The organism is Paenibacillus aurantius, assembly GCF_032268605.1.
Lineage (GTDB): Bacteria > Bacillota > Bacilli > Paenibacillales > NBRC-103111 > Paenibacillus_AO > Paenibacillus_AO aurantius.
Map to the genome: position 1 here is coordinate 3,841,685 of NZ_CP130318.1, position 19,221 is coordinate 3,860,905.

Here is a 19,221-nt window from a genome sequence, read left to right on the forward strand (position 1 = left end):
GCTTACACTCTTACGGACGACTTGCCCGTTTTCCGGGCGGCCTCCAAGGTGTTTTGGAGCAGCATGGTAATGGTCATCGGACCGACGCAGCCCGGAACAGGCGTGATCAAACCGGCGGTTTCTTTGACCGCCTCGAAATCCACGTCTCCGCACAGCTTGCCGTTCTCGTCCCGGTTCATGCCCACATCAATGACAACCGCTCCCGGCTTCACATGTTCCTTGCCTACGAGCTTGGCCCGTCCCACCGCCACGACCAAAATGTCGGCCTGGCTCGTAATCTCGGCCATATTCGAGGTGCGCGAATGACAGACGGTGACCGTCGCATCCTCACGAAGAAGCAGCATGGCCATCGGCTTGCCCACGATGTGGCTCCGTCCGATTACGACGGCGTGCTTGCCTTTGATCTCTACGCCCTTGCGCTTCAAAATTTCAATGACCCCGGCAGGTGTACATGGCAGGAAGCCTTCTTTGCCCAGCACGAGATTGCCTACATTAACCGGATGGAAGCAGTCCACATCCTTGGAAGGATCAATGGCGTCAATTACTTTTTGTTCGTCGATATGCTTAGGAGGCGGCGATTGCACAAGAATGCCGTGAATCCGTTCGTCCGCATTCAGCTTAGCTATCAGCGAAAGGACCTCTTCCTCCGACGTTTCCGCCGGCAAGCGGTGCACTTCGGAATACATCCCCGCCTCTTCACACGCTTTGGCCTTATTGCGCACATATACAGCCGAAGCCGGGTCGTCTCCCACCAGCACAACCGCCAATCCGGGCTGAGTCCCCTGCTGCACCAGTTGATGAACTTCGTTCTTGATCTCCTCGCGGATTTCTCCTACCAGTTCCTTGCCGTTGATTACTTCTGCCGTCATCCGGTTCCCCTCCTGATAATACGGTTTTGTTCTTACCCAAGTCTTGAGTGTCCTATGCCCCTAGTTTACGTTTTGGTTGTCGCGGTGTAAAGACGTAAGTTTTAACGGTACACATCCATTATTGTTCGGTTTTGGGTAAATACTTCTCCTTGATGGACTCCAATTCCCCGATCATTTTACCCAGAACCCCGTTTACGAACTTGCCCGACTCCTCGGAGCCGAAATGCTTGGCCAGCTCAATCGCTTCGTTCACGACTACCTTAGGGGGTACATCATCCCGGTAAATCATCTCGTAGGCCGCAAGCCGCAGCACCTCGCGGTCGATTTTGGAGAGTCGGTCGATTTTCCATCCCTTCAAATAAACCGACAGAATTTCGTCGATGACGGTCAGATGCTTCTCGGTCCCCTCCACCAGCTCCTGGACATAATCAGGCGAGATGCTCTCCCCTTTTACGGAAAGATCCGCTTCATTGTCATGAAGGGCTTCGGTGATGGCGGTCGTGATCGCTTCGTGCGAGCTTACCTCGTTCATTTGCATCTGGTACATGCTTTGAAGCGCTATTTCCCTGGCCAATCTGCGTTTCATGTATACTCCTCCCGGAACGTTACCTTCTAGATTTAGCTTCTTACGGTGAGCTCTGTCTTATCCAACAGCCTTGCCTTCCTTACTCACAAAAAAACCCATGAAAAGACAGCCCGAAAGAAGAGCGGTCCCTCACAGGATTATCTGAACATTCTCCATCTTTCCATCAGCCGCTGCCATAGCTCGTCAGCTCCGAACAAAGGCTCGCGGCTATCCAGCTTTTTCCCCACATAATAACCGATATAGGTGATAAAAGCAAAAATGAGCATATCCCAAAAGCCCCAGATCAGATAAACAAAGCCCAGGAAAACGCCGCAGGCCGCGCCGATGCACTTGCCGGTATGCTTTTCCCAAAGTTCACGCCACATACAGGAAAACCACCCCTATTCCACTCTGCTTTTGAACGTGTGGGCATTCTGGACGACGTTCGCGACATAAACCGAAACGTTCGCCACCGGTATTCCCGTAATCTCTTCGATATGCTCCTTAACCGCAGCCTGAATCTCCTCGGTCATAACCGGTATGGAGGTTTCCCCGTCCACGATGGTGCGGATCTCAATATCGAGTCCCGCCTGGATGACCTTGACCCGTGATTTCAAATCCTTCACGCCGCGCGTACGTCCGGCCGATTTCAGGGCCAGGTTCTCCACCGTTTCCATGGAAATGCGGATATCTCCAAATTCCGTGCGCTGGTCAATCGATGGAGCATGACCGCCTCCCGTACGGACCGCAAGGATGAGCATCCGGACGGCGATGAGCAGCAGGATCACCGAGCAGGTAATGAAAGCGACCGCAGTGGCTTCATCCCGGTATACGTTGATCAGGAAGGCGTTGGCGGTATCATAGGGAATGAGGCCAAAGGCCGACAATAACAAACTGACCAGGGCAATGATGCTGGCAAGACTGAATAACAATAACAGGAACCTGTCGAAGAATTTGGCCACGACTGCTTGTCTCCTTCCCGGATTAGAGGAAACCCCCTATGGGGTAGGGGGTTTGCCGTCTTGCTATAGGCCTGTCAGTCCAAGCCGGGCGCCCCCCGGACGGACGAAAGGCTGCTTATTTCACTCGGATGGCCGTAGGGTCTTCTTCGATCGGCTTCTCCATTCCTTTGAAGTGGACGTCATGGATATGGACGTTCACTTCCACCACGTCAAGCCCGGTCATGGATTCGATGGCGCGCTTCACATTGTCTTGGATTTCCCCTGCCACCTCGGGAATTTTGTATCCATATTCAATAATAATATTCACATCAACCGCAGCTTCCCGCTGGCCTACTTCCACCTTGACGCCTTTGGAGAGGTTCTTGCGACCCAGCAGCTCGGCAATTCCTCCCGCGAAGCCGCCGCTCATTCCGGCAACCCCTCTTACTTCAACGGCAGCCAGTCCGGCAATGACCTCGATAACCTCGGGGGCGATTTGAATATGGCCCATTTCCGTTTTCTCGTAATCCGGGATAATCGTACTCATCGTGATACCTCCTGAAGGGTTGCAAACCGCCCGCTCGCGGGAAGTTTGTCTTATTATCCATACTATATCATTTGGCTAAATTTATGACAAACGACGCTCTCCTGCTCCAGCCTCAAGAATGCGGATCATTGACATCGTGCTCCTCGAGGAACTTGATGTCGAAATCCCCTTTCAGAAAGAGCTGGTGCTCCAGAAGCTTAAGGTGGAACGGAATGGTGGTCTGAATTCCTTCGATGGCGAATTCGGACAAAGCCCGTTTCATCCGGTCCACGGCTTCCTCCCGCGTCTTTCCCCACACGATCAGCTTGGCGATCATCGAATCATAATGAGGCGAGATCGTATAGCCGGGATAGGCGGCGCTGTCTACCCTCACCCCTAGCCCGCCCGGCGGAAGGTAGAACTGGATATGCCCGGCGGATGGCATGAAATTCCGGCTCGGGTCCTCCGCATTGATGCGGCATTCGATGGACCAGCCGTTGATCTGGACGTCTTCCTGACGGAAGGACAGAGGCTCTCCTTCCGCCACCCGGATCATTTCCTTGATAAGATCCACGTTCGTAATCATCTCGGTTACGGGGTGCTCCACCTGAATTCTCGTGTTCATTTCCATGAAATAGAAGTTTCCGTCCGGGCCGAGCAGGAATTCCAGGGTACCGGCACCGGAGTAGTTCACGGCTTTGGCTGCGCGGACGGCCGCCTCCCCCATACGGGCACGGATTTCCGGAGTCAGAACCGGGCATGGCGCTTCTTCCACAAGCTTCTGTCTTCTGCGCTGAACGGAGCAATCGCGTTCCCCCAGATGGACCACATGGCCGTGCTTGTCCGCGATGATCTGAATCTCGACGTGCTTCATTCCCGTCAAGTATTTCTCCAGATAAACCCCCGCGTTGCCGAAGGCCTTCTCGGCTTCCTGCTGGGCTTGGGTGATTTGCTGGATCAGCGCTTCTTCATTCTCGGCGATCCGGATCCCCTTGCCTCCCCCTCCGGCTGTAGCCTTGATGATGACGGGATAGCCGATCTCGCGTCCGATGCGGACAGCATCGTCCAAGTCCTCGACCAGACCTTCGGAGCCGGGGATAACCGGCACCTGGGCATCCTTCATCGTCTGCTTGGCGACGGACTTGTCCCCCATACGGTTAATGGCATCAGGCGAAGGCCCGATAAAGGTGATGTTGCAGCGTTCGCAAATCTCGGCAAAGTCGGCGTTCTCGGCGAGGAAGCCGTAACCGGGATGAATCGCATCCGTTTCGGTAAGCGTGGCGACGCTCATGATATTGGTCAGGTTAAGATAGCTGTCCTTCGACAAGGTAGGACCGATGCAGTAAGCTTCGTCCGCCAGACGGACGTGAAGGGAATCCCGGTCTGCTTCCGAGTAGACGGCAACCGTGAAGATTCCCATCTCCCGGCAGGCGCGAATAATCCGCACGGCGATCTCCCCGCGGTTTGCGATAAGTATTTTATGAAAGGCCATGTCGTCTCCTCCTATTCCGGCTTCACCAAGAACAGAGGCTGGCCGTATTCGACCAGCTGGCCGTTGTCAACCAGAATCTCGACGATTTCCCCTTTGATTTCGGCTTCGATCTCGTTCATCAGCTTCATTGCTTCCACGATGCAGACGACCGTCTTCTCCCTTACCTTGCTGCCTTTGTTAACATAAACCGCGGCATCAGGAGACGGGGCGGAATAGAAGGTCCCGACCATAGGAGAAACGATCTTATGTAGGTTGGAGGTGTCGGCGGCTGGTGCGGCCGCAGGTGCGCTCTCCGGCTGTACGGACGGGCTTGGCTGAGGAGCGGGTGCCGCCGCAGGATGAGCCTGGTATACGGGTTGAGGGGGTACGGAAGAAACAAAAACCGATTCGGTTGTATTGGGTTTACGAATGAACAGCCTCGAGCCTTCATTCTGAATTTCCAGCTCCTGAAGAGAGGATTGATCAACCAGCTTGATCAATTCCTTGATTTCACTAAGTTTAAACATCAACGATTTTCACTCCTTTAGAGGTTGAGTGCCCCCGGCTTAGGCCGCCCGGCGGGACATCAATGCGACGTTAGTATTATAACACATAGAATAGAAATGGAAAGAGCCCGGCTTTTGGCGGACTCTTTTCGTAAAACATCTCTATGGGAACTACTGCATGGCCTGAACGGAGACCTTCTCCGGTCCTACATTCAGTTCGCTCATGACGAGATCGATAATGCTGAGCGCTTGGCTTCTTTCAAGCTTGTTCGTTTGAACGATGACCTTCCACTTGCTCTCTTCCTTGGTCAGAAGCGCTTGAGCGTAATCCTTCGAGAGTACCTCTTCGATATGGGACTGCTTGGCTTCCTGCTGCTCCAGCTTGCTCATGTCGTCATAGGCCTTGGCAATGGTATCGCTGCTGTTCTTGGTGTCGTTAATGATGGCGAGAAGCTTCCCGGTCTGCTCGGCAAGATCATCCGACCGTTTGAGCTGCTGCTGGATGATGTAATCCGCACCGGACTTGGCGGAGGCTTGGGACTCGAGCTGCGAGATCACCTGAGCGTCGGTCGCTTTGGCATCGGTCGATTTGTTGTCTTTGGGAGCGGCGCTTGCTTGAGGCTGGGTCTTTCCGCTATCCGTGGGCTTCGGAGAAGCTTTGCCGCTGTCCGTTGGCTGAGGGGAGGCTTTGCCGCCTTCCGTAGGCTGTGGGGAAACCGGCTTGGGTTCGGACCGGGGATCGGCTGGCTTTGCATCCGTTTTGGAGGAATCCGTCTTGACCGCTCCAGCCGCTTCCGTTCCGCCGACCGCCTTGTCCTTGCCTCCGGCAGGATCTTCTTGGGTTGTTACTTTAACATCCTCTTGGTGGGTGGCATCCGACGCGACATCCAGCTTGTTGACATCTTCGGTAAACAGGTAGTACGCCGACAGGACCACCATTAAGCTGAGCATGGAGACCAGCCAGATCGTTTGTCTTTTCGTGTTCATTTCCTTTTCCTCCTTAAGGGTAATGGAATGGGTTCTACTGCTTGCGGGGAGCCACCGAGATTCGGTTGGAGGGGACATCCAGCCCCCGTTCCACGGCTTCCACGAGTAGCTTTTTGACCGTTAAATTTTCGGCCCCTCGCGCCACAATCAGCACCCCTCTAATCTTGGGCTTGATGGACTTCACGATAACGGGAGTCTGGCTGCCGGAGACTTCGTACAGGACCACCTCCCCGCTTCGGGTCACATCGGTCACGCGGCGGTTCGCCCCTTCTTTATCCTGCTCGTTGGTGGACTGCTGGGTTTCCTTGGTGTTCTTCTCCACCACGGTTTCCTCCGTCGAATCAATCTGAACCATCACTTCCACTTCTCCTACGCCGACGATTTTCTGAAGAATATCCCGAAGCTGGGTTTCGTAAGCCTGCTCATATTCCCGGAAAGGCGACTTGTCCTTGGAGGCCGAGCCCAGAGTCTGCTTGGCGTCCGAGGGATCGGGAGAGGCACGGCTCGTGCTGATCGGATCGATCTTCTTTACCTCGATAAAGGAATTCATGATCATCAGGCCGGCGCCGATAAGACCGATAAGGAGCAGCCAGCGGAAGGTTTGGATCCGCTTCGCGCCTCCCGGGCCGCCGCCCAGCCACTGTTCCATTTTTTTGAAGAAGCTGCCCAATCGGACTTCCCTCCTTATTCGGACGGCCGGCTGCCGACCTGAATCCGATTTGCGGGAATTTGCCACTCCCGTTCTATGAAAGCTTTGATTTTGGCGACATCCGCCGGATCGGTCTTCTCCCCGCTCGGGGATGTTGAGGATGGCGGAGGCGTCCGGCCCGGACGGATCTCGATGATGACCGGCTGAACCGGTTCAACCGGTTTCATGGTCCTGCCCGCTTCGGGGCTTTTCTCCCCTCCTTGAGCTCCCCCCGGCTTAAGCCACACTTGAACCGACTTGATTTCCATCCGGTTGGCGTCATTCAGCTCCGCCGCAGAGGTCACCTCCGCTACACGGAGGTTCAAGCTCCGCTCGATCCCCGCCTGAATCGAACCGGAGAGTTGGGTCTCCACCAGCCGCTTCGCTTGAGCGGCGTTCGTTTCCTTCAGCTTGTCCGCCTGCTCCAGAATGGCGGATAACTCCTGCATCCCTCCGTCGGTTACCCGGCCGCCAACCGTCAAGGCCTTCTGGGACGATTCCGCGGTCGGGATCAGCTTGTCGGGATCCCAGCCCGTTTGGAAAAGCTTGAATACGGGAGACAGCAGCACGAGGAGAATAAACAAGCTGATTACCGTCTTGACGTAACGCTCCATGGAGCGGCTCGGCAGGAGTAAATCCACGAAGGAAGCAAGCATGATGATGACGATCAGTTCCTTTAGCCATCCGCTTAACCAGCTCATGAACCCCTCCTCAGCGCATCATCACCGACACGTTGCCGGCCGCGATCATGATCGTTATGGCAAGAAAGAACATCAGCCCGACGGCGGCCAAGGCGGCGAAGACGTAGATCATGCTTTTGCCTATCGTCTGCAGACAGGTAACGATCGGGCTGTCCCCAAGCGGCTGCATCACGGCGGCGGACAAGTTATAGATGAGCGCCAGAGTCAGAATTTTGATCGCCGGGAAGGCGCACAGAAGGATAAGTATGACGACCCCGGCCAAGCCGACCGCATTTTTGACGAGCAGGGAAGCTCCGATGACCGTGTCCGATGCGTCGGAGAACATTCGCCCGACCACCGGGATGAACGTTCCCGAGACGTATTTGGCGGTTCGGATCGTGACTCCGTCCGTTACCGCCCCGGTGGCTCCCTGAACCGAGATCACCCCGAGAAACACGGTGACGAACAACCCCAGCAGCCCTACGCTTACCGATCGGAGCATATTGGCGAGCTGCGTCACCTTGAAGCGCTGGGAGAGGGAGCTGACGATGTGAAGGATCGCCGAGAAGAACAGAAGCGGGAACACGACCATATAAATCGCGGTGCTGACCGTATGGATCATGAAGATGATGAGCGGATGCAGCACCGATACGGAAACCAGGTTGCCCATGGAAGCGAGCAGGGTCAAGAGCAGCGGAATAACGGCGATCATGAATTGGATCATGCCTTCGATCGCTGATTTGGCGTAACCGATTCCGACGTGGAAGCTGTTGACCGCAAGAACGATCAGAACCATGTAGCAGATGCCGAACGCCACCTTGCTGACGGTATTCTTCTCGAACGCCGCCTGCAGCGTCTCCAGAATCATGCTGAATACCGACAGGATGACAATGGTGGCTACCAGCTTGCCGTTGACGAGCACCTCATGGAAGAAGAACCGGAGAAGCCCTTTGGCCATGGAGGAGAAGCTGAAAGCTTTGGATCCGGGAACGAGCAGCTCCATAAACGTGGGGGCCCTGCTCTCCGGAAGATAACCCCCGTATTCCTTCATCAGCTGGTTCCAGAAGGCTTCCACCTTAACGGTATCCACCTGCTCCGCCTGTTCCTTAATGATGGAATCGGCCGGCCCTTCGGCGAGAGCCGTTCCGCTCCCCCACAGGAGGAGAGCCAAGACCAGCAGGATCAGCGCCGGCAGCGGCTTGCGCAGCATGGTCCGCCCCCCTTCCAACGAGTTTTAGGTCGGCATCAGGTTCACCACCGTTTCGATAATGACCGTTATGATCGGAATGGCCATGACCATGATCAGGATTTTGCCCGAGAGCTCTATCTTGGCGGCAATGGCTTCCAGCCCCGCGTCACGGACGATTTGGGCGCCGAATTCCGCGATATAAGCGATGCCGATAATTTTTAGAATGGTCTTGAGAAAAACGGGCTTGACGCCCGATTGTTCGGCCAGGTCCTCCAGCACATGGATGACCGACGAAATTTTGCCGAGCAGGAAGAGGAAGATGACGATTCCAGTGAAAGCCGTAAGCAGAAACGCGAACATCGGCTTCTGCTCCTTGATGATCAGAATCAGGACCGCGGCCACGAAGGCCAGTCCCACTATCTGGACAATTTCCACATTCCCCACCTACTGGAAAAGAAAAATCGTTTTGATTTCCTTGAAAAGGTTGTTCAGCATACTCACCACCATGAACAGCACGACGACAAACCCGATGACCGTGACCCAGTGAGCCATATCCTCCTTGCCCATCTGCTTGAGGACCGTATGAATCATGGCGATGATGATGCCGATTCCGGCGATTTGAAAGATGGCGTTGACATCTACGTTCATGGAAGGCACCCCGTTAATACATTAATAGGACAATTAGCGCCGCCGCCAAAACGCCGAGGCTTTTCCACATCTTCTCGAACCGCTTCTGTTCCTCCGCCGCCGTCTGCTCCTCCGCCTGAAGGTGACTGACAGCCAGCCGGATATGCTTGATCTGGTCCTCGCGGTCCGATATTCCAAGCGTGTGACCAAGCTGCTTCATCACCTCCTGTTCATTTCCCTTCATGGAGGTTTGTCCCCATGTCCGGCTGACGGCTCCGTTCCAGCTCTCCTCGGCCGAGGCCCCAGAACGCTCTTCCATGCTGTCGGAGGCCTGCCGGAAAAGCTCGGATAACGGAGAAGCAAGCGGCCGGCTGACCGTCTGCAGTGCCTCCGGCAGAGGAGAGAAGCCGTACAGGATCTCGGTTTCCAGCCTCTGCAGAGCAAGGATGAGCTGGCGGATCTGCCGGGGTCTTCGGGCCAGCTGTCCCGCCTGGTAAAACCCGAGCATCGTGCCGGCAAAAAGAACGAACAACGCTCCGATGAGCTTAAGCATTAGCGCTTCCCCTTGCCGGCCGGACCCGGTTCTCATCCAGCCTTCTGCCGCTGAGGTCGTAGACGGCCGATTCAAACCGCCCTCCCCGCTTGCTCAGCACCACTATGCGGGGAAAGACCCCTTCCCGGCACAGGCTTCTCAAGACCGGACGCTCCTTGACGTCCTCCAGGTCCTTGCCGTGGGCGGTAGCCACCACCCGGATGCCGGCATGCCGGGCTTCCCGGATCGCCTCCGCGTCCTCGGGCTTCCCGATTTCATCGGCCATCAGCACCTCGGGTGACAGCGAACGGATCATCATCATGAGCCCTTCCGCCTTCGGGCAGCTGTCCAGCACGTCGGTTCGGGGACCCACGTTGAAGTGAGGCACACCGCGGACACAAGCGGCAATCTCGGAACGCTCGTCCACAATCCCCACCTTCCTGCCGGGAAGAGGCCCCCATCCGCTGCTGACCAGCCGGGCCAAATCGCGGATCAGCGTCGTCTTTCCCTGTTGGGGAGGAGAGACCACCAGCGTATGGTGAAGGGTGGCTCCATCCGGATCAATCAAGTAGGGCAGCACATCAGCCGCGCAGCCGGTCACTTCCCGAGCGACCCTAAGGTTGAACCCCGCTATATCGCGAAGCAGCTTGACCCGGCCGCCTTCGAGCACGGTTCTGCCGGACAGTCCCACCCGGTGACCTCCCGCAATGGTGATATAGCCCCTCCTCAGCTCCTCCTCGAAGCTGTAAAGGGAGTGGTGAGTGAGAAGATCGATCAGCCGGGCACAATCCTCCCGGGTGGGGAGATAAGCCTCCGCTTCCGTTGGGACGATCTCTCCTTCCCGGCTGACAAAGCCTGAGCGTCCCCCGTACTGAATTTCGAGAGGACGCCTTTCCCGGATCCGGATCTCTTCCAGCTGGGAAAGGATCACGCGGGGAAGCCGGGCTGCTATGGTTTTTAGGGAAGAAGGAAGTACCGTCAGCACACTGTCCATTCCGGCCGCCTCCTAAAGTTGTCCTATTGATCTACAACATTTATATGACCGGACGGGCTTATTATGTCTGCTATTTTTTGAGAATCCCAAAGAAGATGAGGCCCACCCCCGCAAAGATATAAAGCATTTTGGAGAATGATAGTTTATCCGCGAGGCCCACCAGGCCGATCGTCGTGGTGGCGAGCAGGACCAGCGGGCCCACGAACGCGAGCCCGGAGTTTACGAGCAGAGCGCGGTCCACCTGATTCAGTCGGAGCATCAGCAGGGCCGCCAAGATTTCGAGCGTTCCGGATACGAGGCGCAGCGATGCCATTCCCATTACAAACTTATTGATCATTCCATTCCCTCCCGTAGAACTGGCTGCTGCCTTTCTCGAGCCTGAAGGCAACTGTTCTATCCTTATGCGGGCTTGTCTTGTTTTAGCATAGGGAACCCAGGCGATTGTCCTTGCATATGATGTGGCATCTTGGAACCCATAAAGCGAGGCGATTTTTTCATGAGTGAATGTCCAGCTCCATGCTGGCCGCCGATTCTTCTCGACCCTACGGAATCGCGGGAGGAGAAACCGAGAGCAAGCGGCAAAACGATGGTCATTGACAAAGGGCTTGGGCGGCACGCATTCGAAGACCTGCTCGAAACGGCGGCGGCCCATATCGATATGATCAAAATCGGCTTCGGAACCGCTCCACTGTACCCGACCGGCCTGCTGACCCATAAAATCCGTTCCGCCCGCCAAAAAGGACTGGTCATTTATCCGGGAGGGACCTTCCTGGAGGCTGCGGTGGCGCGAGGCGTAGCGGACTCGTACCTCGACTCGGTAGTCGAATTCGGGTTCAATGCGGTGGAAATCTCTGACGGAACGATCGAGATGGACCGAAGGACGCGGGATGAGCTTATTGCCAAGGGGCTGGAGAGAGGGCTGACGGTCTATACCGAATACGGCAAAAAGTGCTGGGGCTCCATGCTGGAGGTCGAAGAGCTGGTGGAAACGGTGAACGGGGATATCCGGGCCGGGGCGGAGCTCGTCACCATTGAGGCTCGGGAGTCCGGTACGGGCGTGGGAATCTTCGATGAGAACGGCAAGTGCCGGGACCATGAGGTGCTGCACGTGATGGAGCGAATTCCGGCACCGACTCTCTTATTGTGGGAAGCTCCCCAGAAGGAGCAGCAGGTCCATCTTCTGAAGATGCTCGGTCATGATCTGAACCTCGGCAATATCGCCGCCGCGGATGTGCTTTCGCTCGAGGCTTTGCGGCGGGGGCTACGTTCGGATACGTTCGTTTATTAAGGAATATGAATCAGACCTGCGGGAGGTTGAAGGACGCCATGCGCGTGGAAGTCATCTCCGGGATCAGTGAAGCCCGGTCCGATGAATTTGTTCATAAAACGGCGGTCATCATCGACGTGCTCCGGGCAACGAGCAACATGGTCACGGCTCTGGCCTTCGGCTCCAGCGGAGTGGCACCGGTAGAAACGGTCCAGCAGGCGGTTTCGGTGCGCCGGGAAGAGGATCTGCTGGGAGGGGAAAGAAACTGCCGGCGGATTCCCGGCTTCGACCTGGGGAATTCCCCCTTTGAATATATGGAATCGTATATATCGGGCCGGCGGGTGGTCATGACCACGACGAACGGCACCCGGGCCATTCAGAAATCGCTTAAAGCCCGGCATGTTCTCGCGGCCAGCCTCCTGAATGCAAGAGCATGTGCCGAGGCGGTGTGGGAGCTTCGTAAGGATGTCATGGTGCTGTGCTCGGGGACTCAGGATAACTTCTCGCTCGAAGACGGCCTGGGAGCCGGCTTTCTGCTTCAGGAGCTGGCGGTCCTGGCCGATGGGAAGCTCGAGCTTAACGATTTCGGCAAAGCCATGCTCGAGTGCTCCTTGTCTCTTAAGGACCGGCTGGAGGAAACGCTGCTGGCCTGCGCCAACGGGGTCCGGCTGACCAAGCTGGGCTACCGCGACGATGTTCTGTACTGTGCGAGGCTGAACCAGTATAACCTCGTGCCGGTTCTTAAAGACGGCCAGCTGGTCCGTTACGCTCTCTCCTGAACGGACCAGCGGAGAAACCGTTCTAGTTCTCCTTGTCCCACATAAACTTTAGGGAGACGCAGGCTTGGCATGCCGGAAACGGCGGCCAAAGCAAGCTGCACGGACAAGGAGATCTTTCAATGAACGGAAACATTCTGCTCCTTCTTCTTATCATCATCGGGCTTATCGGCCGCTCCAACATCATCACGACAGCCTCGTGCATCCTGCTGGTCATCAAGCTGCTCAGCCTGGACCGCTACCTGCCGACGATTGAAAGACGGGGGCTCGAGCTCGGCCTCTTGTTCCTGACCATGGGGGTGCTCGTTCCCTTTGCGAGCGAACGCATTTCCTTAAAGGATGTCACCCCGGTCTTCACGACGTGGCCCGGCATTCTCGCCTTGACCGGAGGAGCCATCGCCACTTACATGAACGGAAAAGGGCTGGAGCTGCTAAAAATAGACCCACAGCTGATTGTGGGTCTTGTCATCGGTTCTATCTTTGGAATCGTCTTTATGCGAGGAATCCCGGTCGGCCCACTCATGGCCGCCGGGATTACCGCACTTCTTTTGAAGATTTTTCAATTTCTTTTTAAAGTCTAGCAAAGTCTCTTAGCGGCGTTCCGAAGGGCCGCCGACAAAGGCCTGCTCCTGCGTATCGAGACCATAAGCCGAATGAAGCGCCTGAATCACTTCGTTCAGACGGCTATTGTCGATGACGCAGGACATTTTGATTTCGGACGTGCTCACCATATTGATGCTGATTCCAAGGGCGGAAATGGCTTCGAACATAGTGGCGGCAACGCCAGGGTTGCTGACCATTCCGGCTCCCACAATGGAAACCTTAACCAGGTTTCCTTCGGAGGTTACCTCACGGAAGCCTACTTCGGGCCGGATGGATTCCAGCACCTGCTTCGCTTTCTCCACATCGTTCAAGGAAACGGTAAAGGACGTATCGGCCATGCCGTTGACAACCCCGCTTTGCACGATGATGTCAACGTCAATCTGAGCCTTAGCCAAGGCACCGAAGACGACAGCGAGCTGCCCCGTTTTCTCCGGCACCCCCAAAAGACTGATTCTGGCCACATTCTTGTCATAGGCAATGCCGCGTACGACCATCCCCTGCTCCATGACTGCTTCCTCCTTTACGTACGTGCCTTCGTTGTGGGTAAAGCTGGACCGGACGACCAATGCCACATTGTTATGCTTGGCATACTCCACGGCCCGTGGATGCAGCACCGCGGCGCCCAGGTTCGCCAGCTCCAGCATTTCGTCATACGAAATTTCCGCAAGCTTGCGGGCAACCTTCACGACACGAGGGTCCGTGGAGTATACCCCGTCCACATCGGTATAGATCTCGCATAGATCCGCGTTAATTGCCGCGGCGAGAGCCACAGCCGTCGTGTCGGAACCGCCCCGGCCAAGCGTCGTGATCTGGCCATCCGCGGTCATCCCCTGGAAGCCGGCCACGATGACGATATTGTCGTCATCCAGCGCTTGGACAACGCGGTCCGGTTTGATCTCCGTAATTCTAGCTTTCCCGTGTACCTCTTCCGTCAGCATTCCGGCCTGCCAGCCGGTATACGACACGGCTTTCTCGCCGAGTCCTTGAATGGCTATCGACAGAAGAGCAATGGACACCTGCTCTCCCGTGCTGAGAAGCATGTCCATCTCACGCACGGGCGGCGCCCCGTCGTAAAGCTGCTTGGACAGATCAATCAGGTCATCGGTCGTATCCCCCATGGCCGAAACAACGACCACGCAGCGGTGACCTTCCTTTTTCCTATCGGCTACGCGTTTTGCGACGCGCTTCATCCGTTCGGCATCTCCTACGGAGCTCCCCCCGAACTTCATCACAATCAAAGACAACCGTAAAACCTCCCCACCCCATGTTGCTTGCTGTCTGACTAGTCGGCTGCCGTCCGTTACGCCCGGGAGATGTACTTGCCTTCGCGGGTATCGATGAGCAGCACGTCCCCTTCGTTAATGAAGAGCGGAACCTGAACGGTCAAGCCGGTTTCCAATGTTGCGTTCTTGGTAGCGCCTTGGGCGGTGTTCCCCTTCACACCCGGCTCGGTTTCGGTAACCTTCAGTTCTACGCTGTTAGGCAGGTTGATGCCCAGAATTTCGCCCTGGTAGCTGATGATGTTAACGTTCATATTTTCTTTAAGGAATTTCAGCTCCCATTCGAGCTGCTTCGTCTCGAGCTGGAACTGATCGTAGGTTTCGGTATCCATGAAGGTGTGTTCGGTTCCGGCGGAGTACAGATACTGCGTTTCGCGGTTCTCCACATGAGCGCGGACCACGTTCTCACCGGCGCGGAACGTTCTCTCCACCGTGTTTCCGTTGCGGAGGTTCTTCAGCTTGGAGCGGACGAAGGCCGCGCCTTTCCCCGGCTTCACGTGCTGGAAATCCAATACCGAGAACAAGTCGCCTTCCACTTCAATGGTCAAGCCTGTTTTAAAATCGTTAACTGAAATCAATGGGATAACCTCCTAAGTATGGTAGCCTGATCTTAATCAATAACAGTAAAAGCTTTGGACGATTGGGTCAAGATGCGGATCCCGCTGTCGGTGATCACCACATCGTCCTCAATGCGAACCCCGCCGAAGCCGGGAAGGTAAATGCCCGGTTCCACGGTCACCACCATGCCCGGCTCCAGAACCATGTCGCTATGTAACGACAGCCGCGGAGCTTCATGGATCTCCATCCCGATTCCGTGGCCCGTTCCGTGCCCGAAATAGTCACCGTAGCCCGCCTTCGCGATGATGTCCCTCGCAAGGGCATCCCCTTCCCGGCCGGTCATCCCGGGCTTCAGCTTGTCGAGAACGTTAAGCTGGGCGTCAAGAACGATGGAGTAAATCTCTTTGTGCTTATCCGTCGGCTGGCCGAGGCACACCGTGCGGGTAAGATCGGAGCAGTAATCCTTGTAGAGCGCTCCGAAATCAAATTTGACGAATTCGTTGCCCTTCAGGGTCCGTCCGCTGGCCACGCCATGGGGAAGGGCCGAGCGTTCGCCGGAAGCGACGATCGTTTCGAACGACGTTCCCGTCGCCCCATGCTTGCGCATGAAGAACTCCATCTCGAGAGCGACCTCTTCCTCCGTCATTCCGGGCTTGAGAATACCCGTCACGTAAGAGAAGGTCCGGTCGGCCAGATCGGCGGCTTCCTGAATGATCTGGATTTCCCTCTCATCCTTGTACATCCGCAGCTTCTCCACGAGGGCGTCCACCGGGACGAGCTCGATGCCTGCCAGGTCCTTGGCATAGGAAGCGTACGTTCCGAAGGTGACGGAGTTCTGCTCGAAGCCGAGCCGTTTGATGTTCAGCTGCCCGAGGAGGCTCTTCACCGTGGCCATCGGCTTCGCCTCATGCTCCACCACTTCGTACTCCACCGCCTGCGCGGGGGCCTGCGTCATGTAACGGAAGTCTGTCAGGAGATACGCCCGGTCCGCCGTGATGAGTCCGTACCCCGACGAGCCGGTAAACCCGGTCATGTACTTACGGTTGTATGGATTGGTGATCAGAATGGCTTCCAGCCTCTGCTGCTCCATTTCTTGTCTCAGACGCGCTAATCTCTGCTTTTCCAATGGAATCTAACCCCCGTTCTCCGAAAGATGGCGATGCAGGGCCAGCAACCCCAGCTCATAGCCGTACGCCCCGAAGCCGGCCATCTGGCCGATGACAACCGGAGCAATGACAGACGTATGGCGGAAGGCTTCCCTTTTGTGAATGTTGGACAGGTGAACCTCTATCGCCGGAAGCTGAACGGCGGCCAGCGCATCCCGGATCGCATAGCTGTAATGGGTAAAGGCTCCCGGGTTGATCAGGATCCCGTCCTTCGTCCCGTAAGCTTCGTGAATCCGGTCAATCAACGCTCCCTCGTGGTTCGATTGGAAGCTTTCGAGGTCCACGCCAAGCGTTTCAGCCAGCCTGGACAAGTTCCGTTCGATCGTCTCAAGCGTGTCGGTGCCGTAAATTCCAGGCTCCCTCAACCCCAGCATATTCAGGTTCGGTCCATGCAAAACCAAAATTTTCTTCAAGTTCTTCACCCATCTTCGCCAGGCGTAAGCCGTCATAAACATCATTAACCCCCATCCGGATGGAAGGGGTTATTTTAACGTAGACATTTTACCATAAGATTCCCCTTTTTGAAACAGGAATCCATCAGGGAGAAGCCGCCACCGCCGGAAGGATCTCCAAGGAACCAGACATTGGCAGGTTCCCCTCCATCCCCCTGCTCCAACCAACAAAACTTATGGAATTAAAGGGACGAAACCGTTACAATATTCCTATAATAGACAAAGAAGGTGAAAAGGCTTGTCACAAACCAACATGAATATCTACGGCGGCCAGGCGGTCATCGAGGGCGTTATGTTCGCGGGACGCTCGGTGAACGTGACGGCGGTCCGCCGCAAGAATGACGAAATTGCCTTTCTGGAGGTGCCGAAGAAGGAAATATCCTGGCTCCGCACCCTCAAAAAAATACCGTTCCTGCGGGGACTCGTCGCTATTATCGAATCCAGTGCCAAGGGAGCGCAGCACCTTAACTTCTCCGCCGAGCAGTTTGCGGAAGATGAGGACGGGGATGGGGCGGCAAACAAGGAAGAGGAGAAGCCTTCCCTTACCAGCCGTCTCTCGCTCATCCTGGGAGTCGCCGTCGTCGGGGTTCTGTCCTTCGTCTTCGGGAAATTGATTTTCACGATCGTTCCTGCTGTCATCGAACAGCTGTTGTTCAGCAATCAATGGAGCAACCAGGGAGCCGGCCGCATCCTTCACAACTTGGTCGAAGGCGTTATAAAAATTTTGTTTTTGGTTATTTATATTTATATCATCTCTTTGACGCCCGTGATCAAAAGGCTGTTTCAGTATCACGGAGCCGAACACAAGGTGATCAGCGCTTATGAGGCCGGCGTGGAGCTGACCGTGCCGAACGTTCAGAAATTCAGCACGCTTCACTACCGCTGCGGAAGCAGCTTCATCATCCTGACTGTGCTCATCGGTGTGGTCATTTACTCGTTCCTTCATTATGACAACCTGTGGGAGCGTGTGATCCAGCGCGTCATCCTGCTGCCTGTCGTCATCGGCGTTTCTTACGAGGCGCTTCGTGCCACCAATGCCCTGAGGGACATCCCTATCCTCCGTTACCTCGGCTATCCCGGTCTATGGCTGCAGAAGCTGACGACCAAGGAGCCGCTGGATGAGCAGGTGGAGGTCTCCATCGCTTCCTTCAACCGAATGAGGGAGCTGGACACCCAATTGACCAAATAATGCACCAAAGAGGAGGAGACGTCCCATGAGAAGGCGCTTTTCAGCTAAGGATTATGTCATTTTCGGTTTGGCGGCGGTCGGGCTGATCTTCAATGTAGGGAATTTCCTGATTCCGATTATCGTGTTGGGGGGCATTTTTCTGCTCTACAAGTTTTTGCCCGCCAGAGGCATGCAGAAGGCTTACCGGACCTCCGCCTACCGTCCGACGGCTGCGTCCCCTAAGAAAAGAAAAACGTCCCCGTTCCGAGTTATTCCCGGTAACAAGGACAGCATGGATGACAAGACTCCCAAATACCACTAAGCCGTTCCCTCCAACCAGCCTTTTTCATTACCCATACATCGACCAGTAGCGGGCGGACGACCACCGGCAGAAAAACTTATCCGCCGCCTTAACTCCCGATTCGAACAGCTCGAGGCTCGCCTCGGGAACAATGCTGAAATCGGTCGTTCCGACCCCGAGCGCGGGGATCTTGATGGTACGGGAACGGTTATGCTCTTCAATATACCGCTCGTCATGAGCATCCATCATGGTGGAGAACAGGGCATGGAACATGGACAGCGGGCCCACGATCCGGTGCGGCTCTCCCTTTCCCCGCCCCACCAGCTGAAAACCCAGTGTAGGCAGCCGCCTGCCGGTTTTTTTTGTTTCGTCGTCAAACAGCCAAAGCGGAAAATTGCTCAGGATTCCTCCATCCACGATATAGACGAACTGGTCGCGAAACGGAACCGAGGGTTCCTCCTTCTTGAAGCGCTTGCGGATAATGACCGGCTCGAAAAAATAAGGAATGCTCGTGCTCATGCGGATCGCCTTCGCCACGGTAAACCGGTTGGGGTCAATGCCGTATTTGCCGATATCCTGCGGGAGGACGAGCAGCTTTCCTTGGGTAATATCCGAGGCAATGATCTTTAGGTGATCCGCCGGAAGATCCCCGAACGTCCGGACTCCCTTGGCCGCCAGCAGCTCGTATATCCACTGCTCCAGCTTCTCCCCTGAATACAATCCTTTCTTCAACAGCAAGCGGACGGCGGGCCCGATCCAGCGGATTTCATGAAGGAAGCTCTTCTGCAGGAAGGAAGAGAAAGGGGTCTGCATGATGATCGTTTTCAATTCCTCTCCGGTGTAACCGGCGGCCAGCAGCGCAGCCACAATGGACCCGGAGGAGGTTCCGGCGGTCCGGACGAACCGAATCCCCCTTCTTTGCGCTTCGCATACCGCTCCCGCCAGTCCGATCGCTTTGACCCCGCCGCCTTGAAAAACCGCATTCACCTCCACCCGATCCCCGCCTCTCGTGCTTTCTCCCGAATCTTGTCGGTTGTACAGTTTATGAGGCGCTAGCCTCGGGTTATTCCTGGAG

At 55.8% G+C, this 19,221-nt stretch carries 26 protein-coding genes; 5 read left to right on the forward strand and 21 right to left on the reverse strand.

Annotated elements, in window-relative coordinates; genetic code table 11:
* Positions 1-2: 2 nt before the first annotated feature.
* From folD to MJA45_RS17425, 16 genes are all read right to left on the reverse strand, one after another.
* Positions 3-869, reverse strand: coding sequence for a bifunctional methylenetetrahydrofolate dehydrogenase/methenyltetrahydrofolate cyclohydrolase FolD (folD, locus tag MJA45_RS17350; RefSeq protein ID WP_315603163.1), 867 nt, complete (start codon positions 867-869; stop codon positions 3-5).
* Positions 870-987: 118 nt separating this feature from the next.
* Positions 988-1,455 carry a transcription antitermination factor NusB gene (nusB, locus tag MJA45_RS17355; RefSeq protein ID WP_315603164.1) on the reverse strand — a complete coding sequence of 156 codons (468 nt, stop codon included), beginning with the start codon at positions 1,453-1,455 and terminating at the stop codon, positions 988-990.
* A gap of 137 nt (positions 1,456-1,592) precedes the next feature.
* Positions 1,593-1,820 carry a DUF2273 domain-containing protein gene (locus MJA45_RS17360; RefSeq protein WP_315603165.1) on the reverse strand — a complete coding sequence of 76 codons (228 nt, stop codon included), beginning with the start codon at positions 1,818-1,820 and terminating at the stop codon, positions 1,593-1,595.
* A 15-nt stretch (positions 1,821-1,835) separates the two neighbouring features.
* Entirely contained in the window at positions 1,836-2,396 is a 561-nt protein-coding gene (amaP, locus tag MJA45_RS17365) for an alkaline shock response membrane anchor protein AmaP (RefSeq protein WP_315603166.1), read from the reverse strand.
* A gap of 115 nt (positions 2,397-2,511) precedes the next feature.
* The gene (locus MJA45_RS17370) at positions 2,512-2,922 is read right to left on the reverse strand and encodes an Asp23/Gls24 family envelope stress response protein (RefSeq protein ID WP_315603167.1); all 411 of its coding nucleotides are present in this window, start codon (positions 2,920-2,922) and stop codon (positions 2,512-2,514) included.
* Between the two features lie 112 nt (positions 2,923-3,034).
* Positions 3,035-4,393 carry an acetyl-CoA carboxylase biotin carboxylase subunit gene (gene accC, locus MJA45_RS17375; RefSeq protein ID WP_315603168.1) on the reverse strand — a complete coding sequence of 453 codons (1,359 nt, stop codon included), beginning with the start codon at positions 4,391-4,393 and terminating at the stop codon, positions 3,035-3,037.
* An 11-nt stretch (positions 4,394-4,404) separates the two neighbouring features.
* Complete coding sequence (gene accB / locus MJA45_RS17380) at positions 4,405-4,899, reverse strand: acetyl-CoA carboxylase biotin carboxyl carrier protein (RefSeq protein WP_315608047.1); 495 nt, start codon at positions 4,897-4,899, stop codon at positions 4,405-4,407.
* A 150-nt stretch (positions 4,900-5,049) separates the two neighbouring features.
* Positions 5,050-5,865 (reverse strand): SpoIIIAH-like family protein, encoded by an 816-nt coding sequence (locus MJA45_RS17385; RefSeq protein ID WP_315603169.1) that lies wholly within the window; start codon positions 5,863-5,865, stop codon positions 5,050-5,052.
* 34 nt (positions 5,866-5,899) lie between these two features.
* Positions 5,900-6,514, reverse strand: coding sequence for a stage III sporulation protein AG (spoIIIAG, locus tag MJA45_RS17390; protein WP_315603170.1), 615 nt, complete (start codon positions 6,512-6,514; stop codon positions 5,900-5,902).
* A 35-nt stretch (positions 6,515-6,549) separates the two neighbouring features.
* Complete coding sequence (spoIIIAF, locus tag MJA45_RS17395) at positions 6,550-7,254, reverse strand: stage III sporulation protein AF (protein WP_315603171.1); 705 nt, start codon at positions 7,252-7,254, stop codon at positions 6,550-6,552.
* A gap of 10 nt (positions 7,255-7,264) precedes the next feature.
* Positions 7,265-8,443, reverse strand: a complete 1,179-nt coding sequence (spoIIIAE, locus tag MJA45_RS17400) for a stage III sporulation protein AE (RefSeq protein WP_315603172.1) — start codon at positions 8,441-8,443, stop codon at positions 7,265-7,267.
* Between the two features lie 24 nt (positions 8,444-8,467).
* Positions 8,468-8,857, reverse strand: a complete 390-nt coding sequence (spoIIIAD, locus tag MJA45_RS17405; RefSeq protein WP_315603173.1) for a stage III sporulation protein AD — start codon at positions 8,855-8,857, stop codon at positions 8,468-8,470.
* Positions 8,858-8,866: 9 nt separating this feature from the next.
* Positions 8,867-9,070 (reverse strand): stage III sporulation protein AC, encoded by a 204-nt coding sequence (gene spoIIIAC, locus MJA45_RS17410; RefSeq protein ID WP_315603174.1) that lies wholly within the window; start codon positions 9,068-9,070, stop codon positions 8,867-8,869.
* A 13-nt stretch (positions 9,071-9,083) separates the two neighbouring features.
* Positions 9,084-9,602: a stage III sporulation protein SpoIIIAB gene (gene spoIIIAB, locus MJA45_RS17415; protein WP_315603175.1), complete on the reverse strand. Its 519-nt coding sequence runs from the start codon at positions 9,600-9,602 to the stop codon at positions 9,084-9,086.
* Positions 9,595-10,575, reverse strand: a complete 981-nt coding sequence (spoIIIAA, locus tag MJA45_RS17420; protein ID WP_315603176.1) for a stage III sporulation protein AA — start codon at positions 10,573-10,575, stop codon at positions 9,595-9,597. The genes spoIIIAB and spoIIIAA overlap by 8 nt, the downstream gene beginning before the upstream one ends.
* Before the next feature lie 70 nt (positions 10,576-10,645).
* Entirely contained in the window at positions 10,646-10,912 is a 267-nt protein-coding gene (locus MJA45_RS17425; RefSeq protein ID WP_315603177.1) for a YqhV family protein, read from the reverse strand.
* Positions 10,913-11,071: 159 nt separating this feature from the next.
* Here MJA45_RS17425 and MJA45_RS17430 point away from each other — a divergent pair, with 159 nt between their 5' ends.
* The 3 genes from MJA45_RS17430 to MJA45_RS17440 all read left to right on the forward strand — a co-directional run bounded on the left by MJA45_RS17430 (position 11,072) and on the right by MJA45_RS17440 (position 13,199).
* Positions 11,072-11,863, forward strand: coding sequence for a phosphosulfolactate synthase (locus MJA45_RS17430; RefSeq protein WP_315603178.1), 792 nt, complete (start codon positions 11,072-11,074; stop codon positions 11,861-11,863).
* A gap of 5 nt (positions 11,864-11,868) precedes the next feature.
* Entirely contained in the window at positions 11,869-12,621 is a 753-nt protein-coding gene (locus tag MJA45_RS17435) for a 2-phosphosulfolactate phosphatase (protein WP_315603179.1), read from the forward strand.
* A 119-nt stretch (positions 12,622-12,740) separates the two neighbouring features.
* Positions 12,741-13,199: a DUF441 domain-containing protein gene (locus MJA45_RS17440; protein ID WP_315603180.1), complete on the forward strand. Its 459-nt coding sequence runs from the start codon at positions 12,741-12,743 to the stop codon at positions 13,197-13,199.
* 9 nt (positions 13,200-13,208) lie between these two features.
* Here MJA45_RS17440 and MJA45_RS17445 read toward each other — a convergent pair whose 3' ends face one another.
* Genes MJA45_RS17445 through aroQ form a run of 4 tightly spaced genes read right to left on the reverse strand, consistent with a single transcriptional unit; the run spans position 13,209 to position 16,638 of the window.
* Positions 13,209-14,465, reverse strand: coding sequence for an aspartate kinase (locus tag MJA45_RS17445; RefSeq protein ID WP_315603181.1), 1,257 nt, complete (start codon positions 14,463-14,465; stop codon positions 13,209-13,211).
* Positions 14,466-14,521: 56 nt separating this feature from the next.
* A complete protein-coding gene (gene efp / locus MJA45_RS17450) occupies positions 14,522-15,079 on the reverse strand; it encodes an elongation factor P (protein ID WP_315603182.1) in 558 nt (185 codons plus the stop codon).
* Positions 15,080-15,111: 32 nt separating this feature from the next.
* Positions 15,112-16,185 carry a M24 family metallopeptidase gene (locus MJA45_RS17455; protein WP_315603183.1) on the reverse strand — a complete coding sequence of 358 codons (1,074 nt, stop codon included), beginning with the start codon at positions 16,183-16,185 and terminating at the stop codon, positions 15,112-15,114.
* Between the two features lie 6 nt (positions 16,186-16,191).
* Entirely contained in the window at positions 16,192-16,638 is a 447-nt protein-coding gene (gene aroQ / locus MJA45_RS17460) for a type II 3-dehydroquinate dehydratase (RefSeq protein ID WP_315608048.1), read from the reverse strand.
* A gap of 292 nt (positions 16,639-16,930) precedes the next feature.
* On the opposite strand from aroQ, the gene MJA45_RS17465 reads away from it, so the two are divergent.
* Both MJA45_RS17465 and MJA45_RS17470 read left to right on the forward strand, forming a co-directional pair.
* Positions 16,931-17,866, forward strand: coding sequence for a DUF1385 domain-containing protein (locus MJA45_RS17465; protein ID WP_315608049.1), 936 nt, complete (start codon positions 16,931-16,933; stop codon positions 17,864-17,866).
* Positions 17,867-17,891: 25 nt separating this feature from the next.
* Positions 17,892-18,167, forward strand: a complete 276-nt coding sequence (locus tag MJA45_RS17470; protein WP_315603184.1) for a hypothetical protein — start codon at positions 17,892-17,894, stop codon at positions 18,165-18,167.
* Positions 18,168-18,194: 27 nt separating this feature from the next.
* Here MJA45_RS17470 and MJA45_RS17475 read toward each other — a convergent pair whose 3' ends face one another.
* The gene (locus tag MJA45_RS17475; protein WP_315603185.1) at positions 18,195-19,139 is read right to left on the reverse strand and encodes a patatin-like phospholipase family protein; all 945 of its coding nucleotides are present in this window, start codon (positions 19,137-19,139) and stop codon (positions 18,195-18,197) included.
* Between the last annotated feature and the right edge of the window lie 82 nt (positions 19,140-19,221).